The following is a 16,028-nucleotide window of genomic DNA, read 5'->3' as shown; positions in this document are numbered from 1 at the left end:
TTTCAAATCCATATGAAATATATATTAATAAATGATATTTTGAATAGTAGCATTTATTTTCTGAGAAGATTATGTATTAACAAAAATCAAGTTCGAGGTGGTATCTCATAATGGTTTCAAGAACTGAACTAAATCCTGAAATGTTTGATGCGCAGCGCCTTTTGCTTACTCCAGAATATCTTATACAAAGTCATGAATCTGTTTCCAACCATGCTGTGGTTATTGAAGATGGATACTTCTCTGATGTTGGTCCTGCAGAGAATTTACTAGCACGATACCCTGATGCAGTTCACATTGACCTTCCCGGATTTGCTCTAATGCCAGGATTTATAGATGCTCATCATCATCTTACCCAATCATTTGGAAAGGCGTTGGCTTTTGGAGAACCTTCGGAGATTTTTAAAAGAGTCTGGGTACCACTCGAAGGTAATCTTGATTCTGAATTAATGTATCTTTCAGGTAAACTAGCAGCACTTGAATCTCTACGTGGAGGATTTACGACTGTTGTTGACGCTGGAGTCCGTACAGAAGGTAATTTAGAGCCTATCGCAAAAGCTGTAACTGAAGCTGGTATTCGTTGCGTTCTTGGTATGATTTGTACTGATAAAGGTGAAGATCCATCTAGTGCTCAGAATAAGACCCTAAAGCAGGCTGAAAATCACCTTGATGAATGGGCAAATCATAACTTGATTCACCCTTCACTTGCTATATCTATACCAGAGGCAGCTTCCGATGAGATGATTTATGCTGTTTCCAATTTGTGTAGGGAGGCAGATGTGGTCTTCCAAACGCATGTGAATGAACACCTAGCTTCTGTTGAACGTTCTTTAATACAACGTGGCTTAAGGCCACTTGAGCATTTACATTCAATTAAAGCACTAGGTCCTCAAACGTTAGTTGCTCATGCCACCTTAGTAACCCCTAAAGAAATTTCCATATTGCAAGAAAGTGGCACAGCGGTTGCTTATAACCCTGTTGCATCTCAATGGAAGGGAAATGCTACAGCACCTGCATTATATATGCATGAACAGGGTATTCGCTTGGGACTTGGCACCGATGCAACACGTAGCGATGGGTTTAGACTGATAGACGCTGCTGAAGCAACCCAGAGATTGTCATATGGTCATCAAACAGGTGATTTCTCTAGTGGAGGAGGTTGGCCTTGGTTAGACCAAGCAACTGCAAGTGGGGCTGAAGCAATTTCCCTAGGAAAACTAACGGGTGAAATAAAAAAAGGTAAAGTTGCAGATTTCTTACTTGTTGATGTTGATACTCCAGAATTTCAGCCATCAAGAGACCTTGTTTGGGAACTTACACGTTTTGGTAATCGTGATCAAATCGTTGGTGTTTTTATAGCTGGTGATTTACGTCTTTGGGAAGGGTGGCCTGTGGACTGGGATGGAAAAGCTCTAATGCGCGAAGTTTCACAACGTACTAGTGAAGCCATCGAAAAAGCTCCCATTCAAAAAATACACCCTCATTCCAATAAACATCGTATTCTATTTGAAGAACGGAAAAGGGATTAAATCTTTATCATTGATCGATGAATTTGTCTACTCTACTTATAATATGGAAATGAAGTAACTAAGGAGACAGCAATAAAAAATAAGGAGCACCACATTTTACAACTCATCTTCCTAGCTAGCAAGAGCAAAAAATGGAACCCTGAGCCTTAGACACAATTATTCTTTTTCAAGTAAAACCAGTAATAAAAAGAAACTCATAAATAATTTTCAAATAATTTTCGAATAACCATTGCCACTCGACCTCTTTTTTGCTACACTAATAGAAAATATGAATATTTGCGAATGAACATTGTGGGAGAGACTGACATACACGTCGGCACCGAAGGGGCAACATTCACATAAAAACCTTGTGAATGAATCTCTCAGGTAAAATGACTGCAATGGGACGCATCTCTGGAGAGCGCTTAAATCACCAAAGGGGTAAACTCCGTCATGGGGAGTTGAACTCTCAGGTCCAAGGACAGAGAAAAGGTGTATATACCTTTTTCTGTCCTTTTTTATTTTGTCCAAGGGAGGGATTTTCGATGAGTTTAGAACATAATGACCCCTTCGTTTCAGCAGCCATTGAAAAGGAAAGAGAAAGGCAGCGCGAAACACTTGAACTGATTGCATCAGAAAATTTTGTCAGCGATGATGTCTTGGAAGCCATGGGATCAGTGATGACCAACAAATATGCCGAAGGTTATGCAGGGAGGCGCTTTTACGGCTCAATAAAGCCGTCTTCCCGGGACTTCAAGGCGGACCTCTCATACATGATTGCCGCTAAAGCTGTTTCCTTTAAAGAGTCGCTGCAGCCGGATTTTAAAACGTATGCCCAAAACAATGTCGATAACGCATCTGTTCTGGGCGAAACGTTGCTGGAAGAAGGCGCATCGCTCGGTGGGACCGACAACCACTTGCTACTTGTCGATGTTAAGGCCTGGGGCCTCACGGGCAAAGAGACGGAATAACTGCAGGAAAAAGCCGGGATCACGGTTAATAAAAATGATCCCCTTCGATCCGGAAAATCCGTTTGTCACGAGCGGTATTCGCATCGGAACAGCAGCGCTCACGACCGGGGCATGTTGAGGCAGGAAATGATCCAGATCGGGCAAATCATCGCCGAAGTGTTAAGAACTCACGGGGCCTCGGATGTGCTTGAAAAGGCGAAAAAGCAAACGCATGAGATCTGCAAAGCGTTTCCTCTTTTCAACCAAGTCGCAAGCGTTTAAAGATGGGAGGGTTAGAGATGGAATTCCAAAGCTGTTTTGATATTATCGGACCAATCATGGTTGGCCCGTCCAGTTCCCATACCGCGGGAGCGGTTTCGATCGGAACATTCACGCATGAACTCCTCGGTGGATGGCAACCGGAAAAGGTACGAATCACTTTGTACGACTCATTTGCACAAACCTACCAGGGGCATGGAACCGACAAGGCGTTTATCGGTGGTTTGCTCGGTATGAAAACAAATGATACGGGGATTAAAGATGCACTTACGATGGCGGAGGAAAACGAGATTGATTACCGGTTTTCACTTGAACAAGGAGCTTGTCCCTATTATGACCACCCGAACACCTCGATCATCGTTGCAAAAAATGGTCGTCGTGACGTCAAAGTAGGCGGAGCTTCCTTGGGTGGCGGTTTAGCAAAAATTTTTCTCATCAACGATGTTGAAACGAGCATTCGTTTAAGTACCGATGATGATTTGCGATCGATTTGCAATCGTCTACCAATGTATATGTTTACCCACAAAGAGCGGGAGGCGTAAATGATGACCTTTGACTCGATGAAAGAACTACTCACCTATTGTGACACATATCAAAAAAGCATTGCCGAAGCAATGATGGATATGGAAATGGAGAAAACGGGGCAAATTCGTGATGATATTTTTCAAAAAATGAAGGACCGTTTAATCAAAATGCAAGAGGCTGTGGACGCCGGGAAATCTGATGCATCAACGGCTCCGAGCGGCATATCGGGTGGAGATGCCGTTAAAATGGGAGCATATATGGAAAGCGGAGAAGCGCTCTCCGGAAACCTGATCCCCAGAGCGATGCGCTACGCCATGGCTACATCTGAATGTAACGCGCGCATGGGTGTTATTGTGGCAACACCGACCGCGGGTTCTGCCGGTGTTCTCCCTGGCATTTTGTTCGCTCTGCGAGATCGTGATCAATTTTCACTTGATGCTCTCACGCAAGGATTGTTTACAGCCAGCGCGCTCGGCTACATCATCGCCAATCGTTCGTTTATTTCAGGGGCAGCCGGTGGGTGTCAGGCGGAGGTCGGATCCGCGACAGCGATGGCGGCGGGGGTCATTGTTGAATTGAAGGGCGGCACGCCTCAGCAAGCGGTTCACGCGACGGCTATGGCGATGAAATCGTTGCTTGGGCTTGTCTGTGATCCAGTGGGCGGGTTGGTTGAGGTGCCTTGTATTAAACGGAACGTCATAGGCACGTCCATCGCCTTTTCGTCTGCGGACATGGCGCTCGCGGGTATTGAAAGCCGTATTCCATGTGATGAAGTGATTGAAACGATGTATAGAGTCGGGAGCGAAATGCCGCGAACATTACGAGAAACATCCCTTGGAGGGTTGGCGACCACACCGACAGGTGAGGAAATTAAGCGAACTTTGCACAATTGAAAGGAGAAATATATGAGTAAATGGTTTAGCGAAGAGCACGAATGGGTGGAAATGTTAAACGATGACATTGTTCGAATCGGGATAACCGATTATGCGCAGCAAGAACTGGGAGACATTGTTTTTGTCGAGAGTCCAGAGGTAGACGATTCGATCACCTCAAATGAGAGCATGGGGACGATTGAATCGGTGAAAACCGTTTCGGACATTTACGCTCCGCTATCAGGGATCGTGGTTAGAGTGAATGAAAAATTGGAAGATGAGCCGGAATTGGTCAATACAAACTCTGAAGATGAAGGGTGGTTGATCGAAATGAAGATAACAGATCGCGAAGAACTAAATGACCTCTTGGATGAAGAGACGTATAAGAAGCATATTGAAGATGAGGGAGACTGATTTGTAGAGTTAATTACATGGCTCAACATGAAGTTGAGTAAATACTTTCAATACTGAATGAAAAGCAATTCCGCTTCTTAAAGATATAGCTGAGAGCTTTAGATGTGATATTTCCGGAGGTTAGAGTTTAGAGGTTGGAAGTTGGATGAAGACATCGGCCAGCCGATGTCTTCAAAATGAAAGAGGTGATGGTAATGATGGAAATGATGGATCGGCAATCGGCGTCTGAACTGATCGGACAAATGAGCGAGCCACGTTTTGAACTCATACCGGCGAATCGCATCGTTGAGCGGACCACGGCGGCACTCCCGCCTTACGCTACGCTTACGATTACCTGCTCGCCGAAAAAAGGTGTCGACGCAACGATTGAGACGGCTGTTGCTCTGGCCCCTCAGTTCGCCCGGGTCGTTCCCCATATTGGCGCGAGGATGATCCGGAGCGAAGAACATCTTGAGACGATGCTTGATAAGCTCCGGGACCATGGCATTGATGAAATCTTCGTCGTCGGAAGCGATCAGGATCAACCACTGGGCCCGTATCGGGATGGACTCGAACTGTTGCAGTCCCTGGCCGCACGTGATCACGGGCTGCGCCGCATCGGCATTCCGGCGTATCCAGAAGGGCAACCTAAAATCGATAATGACATTCTCACCAAGGATCTCCAGGCAAAAGCGCCCCTCGCGGATTACGCCGTGACGCAAATGTGCTTCGATTCCGGCCAGGTCCTTTCCTGGTTACGGGAACAGCGTGAAGCCGGTCTGCAACTTCCGTTCTACTTGGGTATCCCAGGACCGGTGAAGCCGGACAAACTGCTTCGGATCGCAGCCAGTATTGGTGTGACCGACTCTCTCCGCTTCCTTAGAAAAAATCTGAAGTTGTCAGGAAAACTGTTGCACGGATACGACGCCTCAGACTTGATGAACGCCTACACCCCGCACTTAAATGATCCGGACTATGGGATCGCCGGATTTCATATTTATACTTTTAACGAACTGGTTACGCTAAAAAAATATTATGAGCGCTTAGCTATGTAATTGCAGCGCTTATTTTTTTAGCAGGTAAGAAAGTATAAACCACTTTCTTATCCTGCATAAGTGCAACTAAGGCTTTCGCCATGCTTGGCGATAAGCCAAGTTTTCTTTAGTATTTTACTCCTATCCGATGCTTCCGGTTCATGTAAGCGATTACGTAATGCTCGGGATTTGTTCACACAACTCCAGTCAAAAGAAAACTGTTAGGGAGTGATAATCAAAGATGATTTATGATTAGTTGGAGATATATTCAAAATGATAAGAAGCATTGATATTTATGACATAGCTTCTTATGTTAAAATGAAAAGTATAAACAGATCGCTATCATTCAGCCACCAAGGAAGGAGGCCCCCGATGACAACCCCAGTCGTTAACGATCAATTGGCGCGTCCCCTTCAGGATTTACGGATATCGATCATGGATCGATGCAATTTTCGCTGTACGTATTGCATGCCGAAAGAAATTTTTGGTGATGATCATGTGTTTTTGCCGGAAGAAGAGCTGCTTTCTTTTGAAGAAATTACGCGGGCGGCGGAGCAATTTGCGGCCCTTGGTGTAAAAAAAATAAGACTCACCGGCGGGGAACCGCTGCTTCGCAAAGATGTTCCGACATTGATAGCTTCTTTAACAAACATAGATGGTATTGAAGATATCGCCCTCACGACGAACGCGGTGATGTTGCCGAAGCAGGCCAAGCCTTTATATGAAGCGGGCCTTGAACGCGTGAACGTGAGCCTGGATGCCCTAGACACTGAAGTTTTCCAGGAGATGAGCGGGCGCAAGACAAAGCCCGATGCCGTGCTTAGCGGGATTGATGCGGCTACAGAAGCTGGTCTTGGCGTGAAAGTGAACATGGTCGTTCGCAAAGGGGTCAACGATCAAGAAGTCATCCCGATGGCGCGTTATTGTAAAGAAAAAGGGCTGACGTTGCGTTTTATCGAGTTTATGGACGTCGGGCAGACGAACGGCTGGGATTTTTCCCAGGTCGTTTCGAAAAAAGAACTCCATGAACGCGTGTCGCAGATCGCGCCCCTTGAAGCTCTTGAACCCAATTATTTCGGCGAAGTGGCCTCGCGTTATCGTTACGTCAATTCGGATGTGGAGATCGGCTTTATTTCTTCGGTGACGGAGACGTTTTGCAGCTCGTGTACGCGTGCCAGGCTTTCCGCCGATGGCAAGTTGTTTACCTGCTTATTTTCAGAGACGGGTTCGGATTTGCGAACGATCATGAGAAATGGCGCTACCGACGCTCGTATTCGTGAATGGATCTCCGCGATTTGGGAGAAACGGGAGGATCGCTATTCCGAGCTTAGAACCGAGGAGTCGGCACGCCATCGCAAAAAAATCGAAATGTCTTATATCGGCGGATAAAAGGCGGGAGAGATTTTTATGGATCGTTATTCAAGGCAAATATCGTTTAAGCCGATGGGCACCGAAGGGCAACATCGCTTGGCCGAAGCTCATGCCTTAATCGTCGGGGTAGGTGCGCTGGGGAGCACGAACGCGGAAATGCTTGTGAGAGCAGGGATAGGCACACTCACCGTAATTGACCGCGACTATGTGGAAACCAGCAACCTGCACCGCCAACAACTGTATACGGAAGCCGACGCCGCGGACGAGCTCCCGAAAGCGGTAGCGGCGAAAACCCATTTACAGGCGATTAACCAGGAGACCGATGTGCGGACTCACATCATGGACGCGAACGCCGAAAACCTGGAACCTCTGCTCGTGTCGGTCGATCTCATGATCGATGGCACTGATAATTTTGACATTCGTTTTATCATCAATGACCTGGCCGCCAAGTATGAAATTCCGTGGTTATTCGGCGCTTTTGCCGGCAGTTATGGGATGGCTTACATGGTGAGGCCGTGGGATGGCCCGTGCCTGAACTGTCTGCTCGCCTCGATTCCCTCTTCGGTGATGACGTGTGAAAGTGATGGGGTGATCGCACCCGTTGTGCAGCAAACCGCGCTTTTGCAGCTGGTGGAAGCGATGAAGTGGATGACTGGCAATCGCGCAGAGGTGGAAGAGCGGCTGGTGATTTATGATGTTTGGCGCGGTGAGCAGCAGCGGCTAGACGTTCAACGGGCAAAGGCGAAAGATTGCCCGACATGTGGTGAAGCGCCGGTTTATCCATATTTAACAACGGGAGCAGACACGAAAACGGCCGTGCTTTGCGGACGCGATACGGTGCAGATATCTCCGGAGCACCAGCGGTCTTTTGACTTGACCCATTTGGAGGCAAAACTGCAAGTACATGGTAAAACGAAACGAAATCCGTACTTATTGTCGTGTGTGCTGGACGACCATCGCCTCGCTATTTTTCAGGATGGGCGCGTGCTCATTCACGGAACGAAAAACATTGACCATGCCAGGGATATATATGAAACGTACGTATTGTGAAAGGGGGATACGAAAAAATGGTTGAAAAAAGAAAACCGCTCCCCGTGGCCGAAACGGTGCAAGCGGTCATGGACGTTGATTTTCAGGCAACAAAAGAAACCGTTCCCCTCGCGGAAAGCTACGGCCGTGTTTTGGCCGAAGATCTCGTCGCGGATCATGACGTCCCCTCCTTTGACCGCTCTCCGTACGATGGCTTTGCCATATGCGCTGAAGACAGCTCTGGTGCTGATCGGAATCATCCCGTGCATTTCCGTGTCGTCGGAGAGATCGGCGCAGGTACGGTATTTCCCGGAGAAGTCAACGCCGGTGAGGCGGTGCGTATTATGACCGGGGCGCAGATTCCCGCCGGCTGTGATGCCGTCGTCATGCTGGAACTTGTCCATGAACATGGGGAGGCGGATATCTCTATCAAGCGTTCGTTTTCCCCCGGTGACAATGTTTCGTTTCAAGGCGAAGATACCAAGAAAGGTACACCGCTCGTCCCTGCGGGGACAACGATTGATCCCGGCGTTACGGCATTATTGGCCACGTTTGGATACGCGGAGGTCTCCGTAGCAGTCAAGCCGCGGGTAGGGATTCTCGCCACGGGCAGTGAACTGTTGGATGTTCATGAACCACTGGAGCCGGGAAAAATCCGCAACAGCAATGCGTACATGATGGCCGCACAAGTAGAGCGAGCCGGCGGGGAGCCGGTGCTATTTGGGAAGTTACCCGATGATCTCGAAGCATGCATCGAACTCGTATCGCGCGCGTTGGGAGAAGTGGACATGTTGATCACGACCGGCGGCGCCTCAGTCGGCGATTATGACTATGTCCCCGCCATCATCGAACGGATCGGCGCCCGTACGTTGTTTAATAAAGTAGCGATGCGGCCCGGGAGTGTCACGACGGTCGCGGAAACCAACGGACAGCTGTTTTTCGGCCTTTCCGGGAACCCGAGTGCCTGCTTTGTCGGTTTTGAATTGTTCGTGCGCCCGATCTTGCGGCGGGGGTTGTTTTCACAAAAACCTCATCTCAGAAAAACGAAAGCCGTACTCGGAATGGATTTTCCGAAGCCGAACCCATTCATTCGTTTAGTCAGGGCGAAACTGGAAGATAGCGACGGCACATACGTCGTTGAGCCTGCCGGCCTCGATAAATCGGGGTCTGTCACTTCGATTGCCGGCGCTGATGTACTCATCGCTCTTCCGGGAGGCTCACGCGGTTACGAGAAAGGGATGAACGTCGATATTTTCATGCTGAACGATCACAAAGGAAGCGAGTGGCCATGGGACAACATTGTCGCGTCTTACAAATCGTAGGCTATAAAAATAGCGGGAAGACCGCACTGATGGAACAGTTGATCCAAGCGTTTTCCGCGCGGAATATGCGCGTCGCTGCGTTGAAACATCACGGTCATGGCGGCGCGCCGGATCGTCTTGAAGCATCGGTCGACAGCGAACGCTTTTCGCAGGCAGGAGCCATGTCCTCGGCTATTGAAGGCGACGGCGTTCTCCAACTTACCGCGGAGCAAGATACGTGGTCGCTGGATGAGCTGTTGCGCATGCAAGCTCATCTGGAACCGGATGTCGTGCTCGTCGAAGGCTGGAAACAGGCTGATTATTTAAAAATTGCTTTACTTCGCGGCCGAGAGGATGAAGCATTATTGTCACAACTGAGCAATGTTTGCTGCGCGCTGTACCGAGGTGATATTAATGATGAGGCCTATGTTCAATTTATCGTAAGGCAAGTGGAGGATAGCCATGGATACAGATTTATTTAGTTTGTCGTGGGAGCCCCTCGATGTCCAACCCGTCATTGATAAAGTGGTCGACCGCAATTGCGGGGCGATTGCTACCTTTATTGGCACGGTGCGTGAAATGACTCACGGCAAAAAAACGTTGAAGCTGGAATATGAAGCTTATGAACCAATGGCGGTGAAAACCTTGGCGCAGATCGGCGATGAAGTAGAAGCCAAATGGCCGGACACAACGGTTGCTGTCACACATCGTCTCGGAACGCTTGGCATCTCGGATATTGCGGTCATCGTTGCCGTTTCATCCCCGCATCGAAAAGCCGCGTATGAGGCTAATGAATATACAATGGAAAGAATCAAGGAAATGGTGCCGATCTGGAAAAAAGAATTCTGGGAAGACGGGACGCAGTGGATTGGCGATCAGCTGGAGACAACATCCTATGATAAGGAGGAAAAGCCATGAATGAAGTGCTTCTTTTTGCCCGGATTCAGGACGAGGTCGGACAGAAAAGTCTGGAAGCGGATTTGGCGGGAAAATCGATTAAAGAATCAAAACGCTGGGTCGAAGACAATTACGAAGTGTCATCCCTTACACGTACGATGGTCGCCGTAAATGAAGAATTCGCCAAAGATGATGACGTGATAGACGAAGGGGATACCGTCGCGTTTATTCCGCCAGTAAGCGGAGGATAAAAAAATAAATAAAAGTGAGTTGACAGCTGACATGTTTAAAAAATTATTTAAAGGCAAATCTGATGATGAAGGAAACATCCTCGCGCCCATGAAAGGGAAAGTCATTAAGCTTGAAGACGTTCCCGACCCCACCTTTTCAGAAAAAATGATGGGCGACGGGCTTGCCATCGAACCGTCCGAAGGACGGGTCGTGTCGCCGAGCAAAGGGAAAGTTGTGCAAATGTTTCCAACGAAGCACGCGGTGGGAATCGAAACGGAAAATGGCGTCGAAGTATTGATCCATATTGGCCTGGAAACGGTCTCGATGGACGGTGATGGATTCGAAGCTCACGTTGAAGCCAATGCCAGGGTGAAACCCGGCGATGTACTCGTTACGTTCGATATGAATAAAGTACAGGAAAAAGCCGCTAGCACGATTAGCCCCATTATCGTAACCAACGGCCAGAATGGAGATCAGATGGAGAAAACGAGCGAGGAAGAGGTTGAAGCAGGAGAAACAACGCTATTCACATATCACAAGGGGTCCTGATCAGGGCTCCTTTAGGAGAGATCGCTGATATCCGCCACGAGCCCTACCTCTGCACTCTCCTCGCAAAATCCACAAACCGGAATTTATCGGAGCGGTGTCTGGACTCCGTGTATTGAAATAGTGTCGTATCATCCAGATACGTATAGCTTTTAATAACGACGATGACATGATGATCAGCCAGATCCAAATAGCGACGGTCTTCTTCCGAAGGCTCTTCAATGACAATTTCCTTATGCGCAAAACTAATTGTGAGCCCGAGCTCGTTCTCGATATAGTCATAGATACTTGTTTCGCAAATGGCCTTCGTTAATTGAGGGATAACTTCTGCCGAGAAGACATCTTTATCCAAAATGATGCGTTCCCCGTCAATATGACGGATACGATGAACATGCCAAACCATGCTTTCGACTTCTAGGTGACCGAGATCTTGTTCCAGATAAACGACCTCTGTTTTCGCACGAGAGCCCAGCTTTTGGCTAAGTTCCCGAAAGCTCGTTACACCGGAAAAAGGGAAATTGATTCTCGACATATCGAGTACGATCGAGCCTTTTCCCTGAACTTTTTGGATGTATCCATGTTCCGATAACATTTTGAGCGCTTTCCGAATGGTCTCTCTCGAGGTATCATATGTCTCCGCCAATTGATTCTCGGAAGGCAGCGTATCCCCTGCCCTATAGTATTCTGACTCAATGCTCTCACTTATCTGTCTGTAAATATCCTGGAATTTTTTCTTCATTATCTTCACCGCCTATTCCGTTACATAAAAAACAAGCGATTCATAAGGGGCGAGTTTCATCGTTGACTGTAACTGTCGATGGTGATCATTGGTTAAGAGTAAGCTTGCATTTTTTTCGAGTAAATCCACTGGGCAGGCAAACGTTGTTTCCGTGTCAAAAAAATTATTAATAACGAGAAGCGTGTCTTTTTTCCACGTCCGTCTGTATGCGAAGATTTGCTCGTCCTCCGGGGCGAGGAGCTGATAGTCACCATAAGTGATAATGTCATAGTCTTTGCGTAACTGAATCAATGCTTTGTAGTGATGAAAAATAGAGTTATGATCCTCTATCGCTTGCTCAGCATTCACTTCCTTGTAGTCTGCATTTACATCAATCCATGGTGTCCCCGTTGTAAAACCGGCATTTGGGCTGTCATCCCATTGGACGGGCGTACGCGCGTTGTCACGGGATTTTTCTTTTAAAATCGCCATGACAGTTTTTTCAGCTAGACCATCATTGAGAAGTTGCTCGTACATATTGTGGGATTCTACATCTCTATATTGGTTAATAGCAGCAAACTTAGGATTCGTCATGCCGAATTCTTCACCCTGATAGATGTAAGGGGTGCCTTGCATCAAATGGATCGTGGTCGCCAGCATTTTTGCGGATTTATTATGAAACTCATATTCATCGCCAAACCGACTGACGATGCGCGGTTGATCATGATTGCACCAGAAAAGCGCGTTCCAGCCTCCGCCTTCATACATACGAATTTGCCACTCGGATAGGATGTTTTTCAAGGATTGAAAATCAAAATCTGCAAGAGCCCATTTCTCCCCATCCGGATAATCGACCTTTAAATGATGAAAGTTGAACGTCATGCTCAGTTCCTGGCGATCGGGATTGGAATATTTTATGCAATGATCAATGGATGTCGATGACATCTCACCGACAGTCATACTATCATAATGAGACAAAACTTCCCGGTTCATTTCGTGCAAATATTCGTGTACCCGTGGTCCGTCGGTGTAGAATTTTCGTCCATCTCCAGTGTCATCATTAGGGAAACGCTGATCCTTGGAGATGAGATTAATGACGTCAAGCCGAAACCCATCAATGCCCTTATTAAACCAAAACCTCATCATCTCATAAACGTGGTTACGAAGCTCTTTATTTTCCCAGTTAAGGTCTGCCTGTGTGACGTCGAATAAATGCAGATAGTAATCGCCTGAAGCCTCGTTATATTCCCACGCATTGCCGCCGAATTTTGATTGCCAATTGTTCGGTGTATCTTTCCAGATATAAAAATCCCGATACCGTGTATCTTTGGACGTTTGTGCATCTTGAAACCAGGCGTGCGCTGTGGACGTATGATTGACAACGAGGTCCATGATTAATTTCATCCCGCGGCGGTGGGTTTCACTTAATAGATGTTCAAAATCTTCCATCGTGCCATAATCCGAATGGATGCTGTAATAATCGGCTATATCATAACCGTGATCGTTTTGGGGGGAAGTGTAGATGGGTGTTAGCCATATGACATCAACGCCCAATCCCTTCAAATAATCAAGTTTTTCGATGATTCCCTGCAGGTCGCCGATCCCATTACCGGTGGTATCATTAAAGCTTTTCGGATAAATTTGATAGACGGCAGACCTTCTCCACCATTCTTCCATGTTTGTCACCACATTTCTCTAATGTTTATCATTCGTGTAAGCTTTTCGGGTTTGCAAATCGACCGAAAAGAAGCGTTAATATAAATGGAACTAGAATGACGATAATCATTCCGATGCCGAACGCGCCCCAGCTTCCGATTTGGATCGAAAATATTCCCGGAACACCGCCAATGCCTACGGAAGTTGCCAATACTTCATTAATCGTAATAAACATCCCGGCTAAGGATGCGCTGATAATGGCGCAGATAAATGGAAAACGGAAGCGCAAGTTTACCCCGAATAACGCAGGTTCGGTTATACCTAACCAGGCAGAAAGCCCTGCCGTTCCGGATAAACCTTTCAGATTGTTGTTTTTAAAGACAAAATACATCGCAAAAGCTGCCGAACCCTGGGCGATATTCGATAACGCCAAGATTGGCCATAAGAACGTTCCGTCTGTTGTCGTTGTCAATTGTATATCCACAGCAAGGAACGTATGATGCATTCCGGTGATCACGAGCGGTGCGTAGACAGCACCGTATAATAATCCGGCAAAGGCTGGAAACGTGCCGAAGAGCCAAATGAATCCATCAATAATCCAGTTCCCGATGGCAAATGTGACCGGTCCAATCAGGATGAAAGCAAGAAATCCTGTAATGAGAAGGGCAATAGGTGCAACTAAAAGCAATTGAATCGAATCAGGAATCCGTTGACGCAAAAATACTTCAAGCTTGGCAAGAATAATCCCTGCAACAAAAATCGGCAGTACCTGACCCTGATAACCGATCGCCTGAATGTTCAGCCCAAAAATGTTCCATGTGGGGATGCTTTCACCGGCTGCCACCGCTTCTCCATATGCGTTAGCATCCATTAAATCAGGATGAACTAAAATAAGACCTAAAACAATACCCAAAAGGGGGTTGCCCCCAAACCGTTTCACAGTTGACCAACCAATTAACGCTGGCAAAAACACAAAGGCTGTACTGGCAATCACATTAATGATATCCGCAAAATCAGCCCATTGCGGGTGAACATCAATAACAGATGCTTCATCATAAAAGATGCCCTCACCGGTTAAAAGATTATCAATGCCGAGCAATAACCCGGCGGTTACAATCGCAGGCAGGATCGGGATAAAGACATCGGCCAAAACCTTGATTGCCCGTTGTAGCGGACTCCCTTTGTTTGTAGCATCTTCTGATGTTTCTTGTTTCGATTGTTCTTCTCTACCGGTAATCGCCATTAATTCTTTATAAACTTTATCGACGACGCCGTTTCCAAGAATGATCTGCAACTGTCCATTCGAGTAAAAACATCCCTTTACAGCTTCAATGCTTTCAAGCTCTTCGGTGTTGACATTATCCATGTCGTTAACGACTATTCGAAGGCGTGATACACAATGGGTAGCAGATGATATGTTTTCTTCCCCGCCGATCTTTTCCAGGACTTGTTCCGCTGTCTTGCGGTAGCTGTCGCTCATTTTTATCCCCTCTCTTGTTAACGCTTACAATGATCGAAAATAACTTGTATATACAGGACGGTTCGCACATGTAGTTTAGCTTGTATATACAAATTCGTCAATAAGAAAAACGCTTGCCATTAGGACAAGCGTTTTCCCTTATATCCATAGTTCTCTTCACGATAATCCCATAAAAGCTTCCTTAAAAATGGAGATAACAATACGATGAATATCAGGTTGCCCATTGCATGATAGGTATCAAAAGGTAATCCGGCCAAATAATAAGCCAAAAAATGATTAGCAATGACCAGCATATTTAAAGACACAATAAATCCATAGAGGTACCCTAACAGAGCACCTATAAATGCTAATGATTTTATTTTCATATTAGGAAAAATGACACCTAGCCAACCACTGAATAAACCGATCGTTCCCCAGGCGAGTATCTGAAAAATCGTCCAAATGCCTGAACCTAAAAATAAATTTGTCAAAATAGCACTGCCTACGGCTAGTATCAACCCGAATACGGGGCCCATGAAAAATGAGCAAATAATAATAATGGCACTCACAGGTTGTACATTCGGGATATAGACAAACACTATACGTCCAACCACACAAAGTGCAATCAGTACAGCAAGTAAAGTAATCTTCTTCGTTGTCATTTTTACCACTGGGCATAGTCAAACTGAACATCGTCTTCCGGGTCTAATTCGTAATCTGCCGCCCCTTCAAAAATTTCTTCATCATTGACAGTGTATGTCCAGAAGTATCCCTCGGATTCTTCGGACTCGATGCCATTAATACCAGAGATGAATTCATCGTCATCTTCTGTCGTAATCTCGAAATTTTCCTCCATCACGTCCATCAAACTCTCACCGTCGGTAAATTCGACTGTATTTTCTTCAATCGTTTCTTCTCCACCATTTTCCGTCAGCGTAATGGTTGCTTCATGTAAGTCTTCGTCTGTGCCATTTTCTTGCGGCTCGGTCGTATCCTCGTTTCCGCAACCTCCTAAAGCTGTAGCAAGTACCCCAACGAGAACCCATTTTTTCAACATATGTACGACTCCTTTTTGACCTTTGTCAATGCTATTTTACCAGATGAAGGGCTAATTTTTCCCTTAATGAATGTGCTCAAACACGGATCCGTCAAAGTCCAAATATATTCGCGGATATCCGAGGGAACGGAGATCGCTCCGATCTTTATGACACTTGAATCGCGTTGTTATACCCCAAAAGCAGGGCATCTCACTCCGAGAGGGA

The 16,028-nt window shown here is 46.6% G+C and carries 18 protein-coding genes and 2 riboswitches; of the genes, 13 read left to right on the top strand and 5 right to left on the bottom strand.

Annotation, left to right across the window (positions count from 1 at the left end; translation table 11 throughout):
* The first annotated feature begins 110 nt into the window (after nucleotides 1-110).
* The 13 genes from BLS58_RS07865 to BLS58_RS07805 all read left to right on the top strand — a co-directional run bounded on the left by BLS58_RS07865 (nucleotide 111) and on the right by BLS58_RS07805 (nucleotide 10,936).
* Nucleotides 111-1,526: an amidohydrolase family protein gene (locus BLS58_RS07865; protein ID WP_176764664.1), complete on the top strand. Its 1,416-nt coding sequence runs from the start codon at nucleotides 111-113 to the stop codon at nucleotides 1,524-1,526.
* Between the two features lie 282 nt (nucleotides 1,527-1,808).
* Nucleotides 1,809-1,914: riboswitch (glycine riboswitch) on the top strand.
* Between the two features lie 2 nt (nucleotides 1,915-1,916).
* Nucleotides 1,917-1,993: riboswitch (glycine riboswitch) on the top strand.
* A gap of 57 nt (nucleotides 1,994-2,050) precedes the next feature.
* Nucleotides 2,051-2,476 (top strand): PLP-dependent aminotransferase family protein, encoded by a 426-nt coding sequence (locus BLS58_RS18375; protein ID WP_425433682.1) that lies wholly within the window; start codon nucleotides 2,051-2,053, stop codon nucleotides 2,474-2,476.
* 278 nt (nucleotides 2,477-2,754) lie between these two features.
* Entirely contained in the window at nucleotides 2,755-3,276 is a 522-nt protein-coding gene (locus BLS58_RS07855) for a serine dehydratase beta chain (protein WP_090397693.1), read from the top strand.
* A gap of 3 nt (nucleotides 3,277-3,279) precedes the next feature.
* Complete coding sequence (gene sdaAA / locus BLS58_RS07850) at nucleotides 3,280-4,152, top strand: L-serine ammonia-lyase, iron-sulfur-dependent, subunit alpha (RefSeq protein ID WP_090397902.1); 873 nt, start codon at nucleotides 3,280-3,282, stop codon at nucleotides 4,150-4,152.
* Between the two features lie 12 nt (nucleotides 4,153-4,164).
* Nucleotides 4,165-4,545 (top strand): glycine cleavage system protein GcvH, encoded by a 381-nt coding sequence (gcvH, locus tag BLS58_RS07845; RefSeq protein ID WP_090397691.1) that lies wholly within the window; start codon nucleotides 4,165-4,167, stop codon nucleotides 4,543-4,545.
* A gap of 194 nt (nucleotides 4,546-4,739) precedes the next feature.
* Nucleotides 4,740-5,579, top strand: a complete 840-nt coding sequence (locus tag BLS58_RS07840) for a methylenetetrahydrofolate reductase (RefSeq protein WP_218126190.1) — start codon at nucleotides 4,740-4,742, stop codon at nucleotides 5,577-5,579.
* A 351-nt stretch (nucleotides 5,580-5,930) separates the two neighbouring features.
* Entirely contained in the window at nucleotides 5,931-6,947 is a 1,017-nt protein-coding gene (gene moaA / locus BLS58_RS07835; protein WP_090397687.1) for a GTP 3',8-cyclase MoaA, read from the top strand.
* A gap of 18 nt (nucleotides 6,948-6,965) precedes the next feature.
* Complete coding sequence (locus tag BLS58_RS07830; protein WP_090397685.1) at nucleotides 6,966-7,979, top strand: ThiF family adenylyltransferase; 1,014 nt, start codon at nucleotides 6,966-6,968, stop codon at nucleotides 7,977-7,979.
* 17 nt (nucleotides 7,980-7,996) lie between these two features.
* Nucleotides 7,997-9,280: a molybdopterin molybdotransferase MoeA gene (locus BLS58_RS07825; RefSeq protein ID WP_090397683.1), complete on the top strand. Its 1,284-nt coding sequence runs from the start codon at nucleotides 7,997-7,999 to the stop codon at nucleotides 9,278-9,280.
* A complete protein-coding gene (gene mobB, locus BLS58_RS07820) occupies nucleotides 9,247-9,741 on the top strand; it encodes a molybdopterin-guanine dinucleotide biosynthesis protein B (protein WP_090397681.1) in 495 nt (164 codons plus the stop codon). Before BLS58_RS07825 ends, mobB begins: the two co-directional genes overlap by 34 nt.
* A complete protein-coding gene (locus BLS58_RS07815; protein WP_090397678.1) occupies nucleotides 9,722-10,177 on the top strand; it encodes a molybdenum cofactor biosynthesis protein MoaE in 456 nt (151 codons plus the stop codon). The genes mobB and BLS58_RS07815 overlap by 20 nt, the downstream gene beginning before the upstream one ends.
* A complete protein-coding gene (gene moaD, locus BLS58_RS07810) occupies nucleotides 10,174-10,407 on the top strand; it encodes a molybdopterin converting factor subunit 1 (protein WP_090397676.1) in 234 nt (77 codons plus the stop codon). The genes BLS58_RS07815 and moaD overlap by 4 nt, the downstream gene beginning before the upstream one ends.
* Before the next feature lie 31 nt (nucleotides 10,408-10,438).
* A complete protein-coding gene (locus BLS58_RS07805) occupies nucleotides 10,439-10,936 on the top strand; it encodes a PTS sugar transporter subunit IIA (RefSeq protein ID WP_090397900.1) in 498 nt (165 codons plus the stop codon).
* A gap of 43 nt (nucleotides 10,937-10,979) precedes the next feature.
* On the opposite strand, the gene treR is transcribed toward BLS58_RS07805, so the two are convergent.
* From treR to BLS58_RS07780, 5 genes are all read right to left on the bottom strand, one after another.
* The gene (gene treR / locus BLS58_RS07800) at nucleotides 10,980-11,672 is read right to left on the bottom strand and encodes a trehalose operon repressor (RefSeq protein ID WP_090397675.1); all 693 of its coding nucleotides are present in this window, start codon (nucleotides 11,670-11,672) and stop codon (nucleotides 10,980-10,982) included.
* A 12-nt stretch (nucleotides 11,673-11,684) separates the two neighbouring features.
* Nucleotides 11,685-13,340 carry an alpha,alpha-phosphotrehalase gene (treC, locus tag BLS58_RS07795; protein ID WP_425433681.1) on the bottom strand — a complete coding sequence of 552 codons (1,656 nt, stop codon included), beginning with the start codon at nucleotides 13,338-13,340 and terminating at the stop codon, nucleotides 11,685-11,687.
* Nucleotides 13,341-13,356: 16 nt separating this feature from the next.
* Complete coding sequence (gene treP / locus BLS58_RS07790) at nucleotides 13,357-14,787, bottom strand: PTS system trehalose-specific EIIBC component (protein WP_090397671.1); 1,431 nt, start codon at nucleotides 14,785-14,787, stop codon at nucleotides 13,357-13,359.
* 119 nt (nucleotides 14,788-14,906) lie between these two features.
* Nucleotides 14,907-15,428, bottom strand: a complete 522-nt coding sequence (locus BLS58_RS07785) for an ECF transporter S component (protein WP_090397669.1) — start codon at nucleotides 15,426-15,428, stop codon at nucleotides 14,907-14,909.
* A gap of 2 nt (nucleotides 15,429-15,430) precedes the next feature.
* Entirely contained in the window at nucleotides 15,431-15,823 is a 393-nt protein-coding gene (locus BLS58_RS07780; protein ID WP_090397666.1) for a DUF4430 domain-containing protein, read from the bottom strand.
* Nucleotides 15,824-16,028: the final 205 nt, after the last annotated feature.

This window comes from Natribacillus halophilus (assembly GCF_900100185.1).
Taxonomy (GTDB): Bacteria; Bacillota; Bacilli; order Bacillales; family Marinococcaceae; genus Natribacillus; species Natribacillus halophilus.
This window is presented reverse-complemented; position numbering and strand designations above follow the sequence as displayed.

Coding starts and splice junctions, on each gene's coding strand:
- treR (WP_090397675.1), bottom strand. CDS start 11,672: ATGAAGAAAAAATTCCAGGATATTTACAGACAGATAAGTGAGAGCATT.
- BLS58_RS07815 (WP_090397678.1), top strand. CDS start 9,722: ATGGATACAGATTTATTTAGTTTGTCGTGGGAGCCCCTCGATGTCCAA.
- BLS58_RS07825 (WP_090397683.1), top strand. CDS start 7,997: ATGGTTGAAAAAAGAAAACCGCTCCCCGTGGCCGAAACGGTGCAAGCG.
- gcvH (WP_090397691.1), top strand. CDS start 4,165: ATGAGTAAATGGTTTAGCGAAGAGCACGAATGGGTGGAAATGTTAAAC.
- BLS58_RS07840 (WP_218126190.1), top strand. CDS start 4,740: ATGATGGAAATGATGGATCGGCAATCGGCGTCTGAACTGATCGGACAA.
- moaD (WP_090397676.1), top strand. CDS start 10,174: ATGAATGAAGTGCTTCTTTTTGCCCGGATTCAGGACGAGGTCGGACAG.
- moaA (WP_090397687.1), top strand. CDS start 5,931: ATGACAACCCCAGTCGTTAACGATCAATTGGCGCGTCCCCTTCAGGAT.
- BLS58_RS07780 (WP_090397666.1), bottom strand. CDS start 15,823: ATGTTGAAAAAATGGGTTCTCGTTGGGGTACTTGCTACAGCTTTAGGA.
- BLS58_RS07805 (WP_090397900.1), top strand. CDS start 10,439: ATGTTTAAAAAATTATTTAAAGGCAAATCTGATGATGAAGGAAACATC.
- treP (WP_090397671.1), bottom strand. CDS start 14,787: ATGAGCGACAGCTACCGCAAGACAGCGGAACAAGTCCTGGAAAAGATC.
- BLS58_RS18375 (WP_425433682.1), top strand. CDS start 2,051: ATGAGTTTAGAACATAATGACCCCTTCGTTTCAGCAGCCATTGAAAAG.
- BLS58_RS07830 (WP_090397685.1), top strand. CDS start 6,966: ATGGATCGTTATTCAAGGCAAATATCGTTTAAGCCGATGGGCACCGAA.
- BLS58_RS07785 (WP_090397669.1), bottom strand. CDS start 15,428: ATGACAACGAAGAAGATTACTTTACTTGCTGTACTGATTGCACTTTGT.
- BLS58_RS07865 (WP_176764664.1), top strand. CDS start 111: ATGGTTTCAAGAACTGAACTAAATCCTGAAATGTTTGATGCGCAGCGC.
- mobB (WP_090397681.1), top strand. CDS start 9,247: ATGGGACAACATTGTCGCGTCTTACAAATCGTAGGCTATAAAAATAGC.
- BLS58_RS07855 (WP_090397693.1), top strand. CDS start 2,755: ATGGAATTCCAAAGCTGTTTTGATATTATCGGACCAATCATGGTTGGC.
- sdaAA (WP_090397902.1), top strand. CDS start 3,280: ATGACCTTTGACTCGATGAAAGAACTACTCACCTATTGTGACACATAT.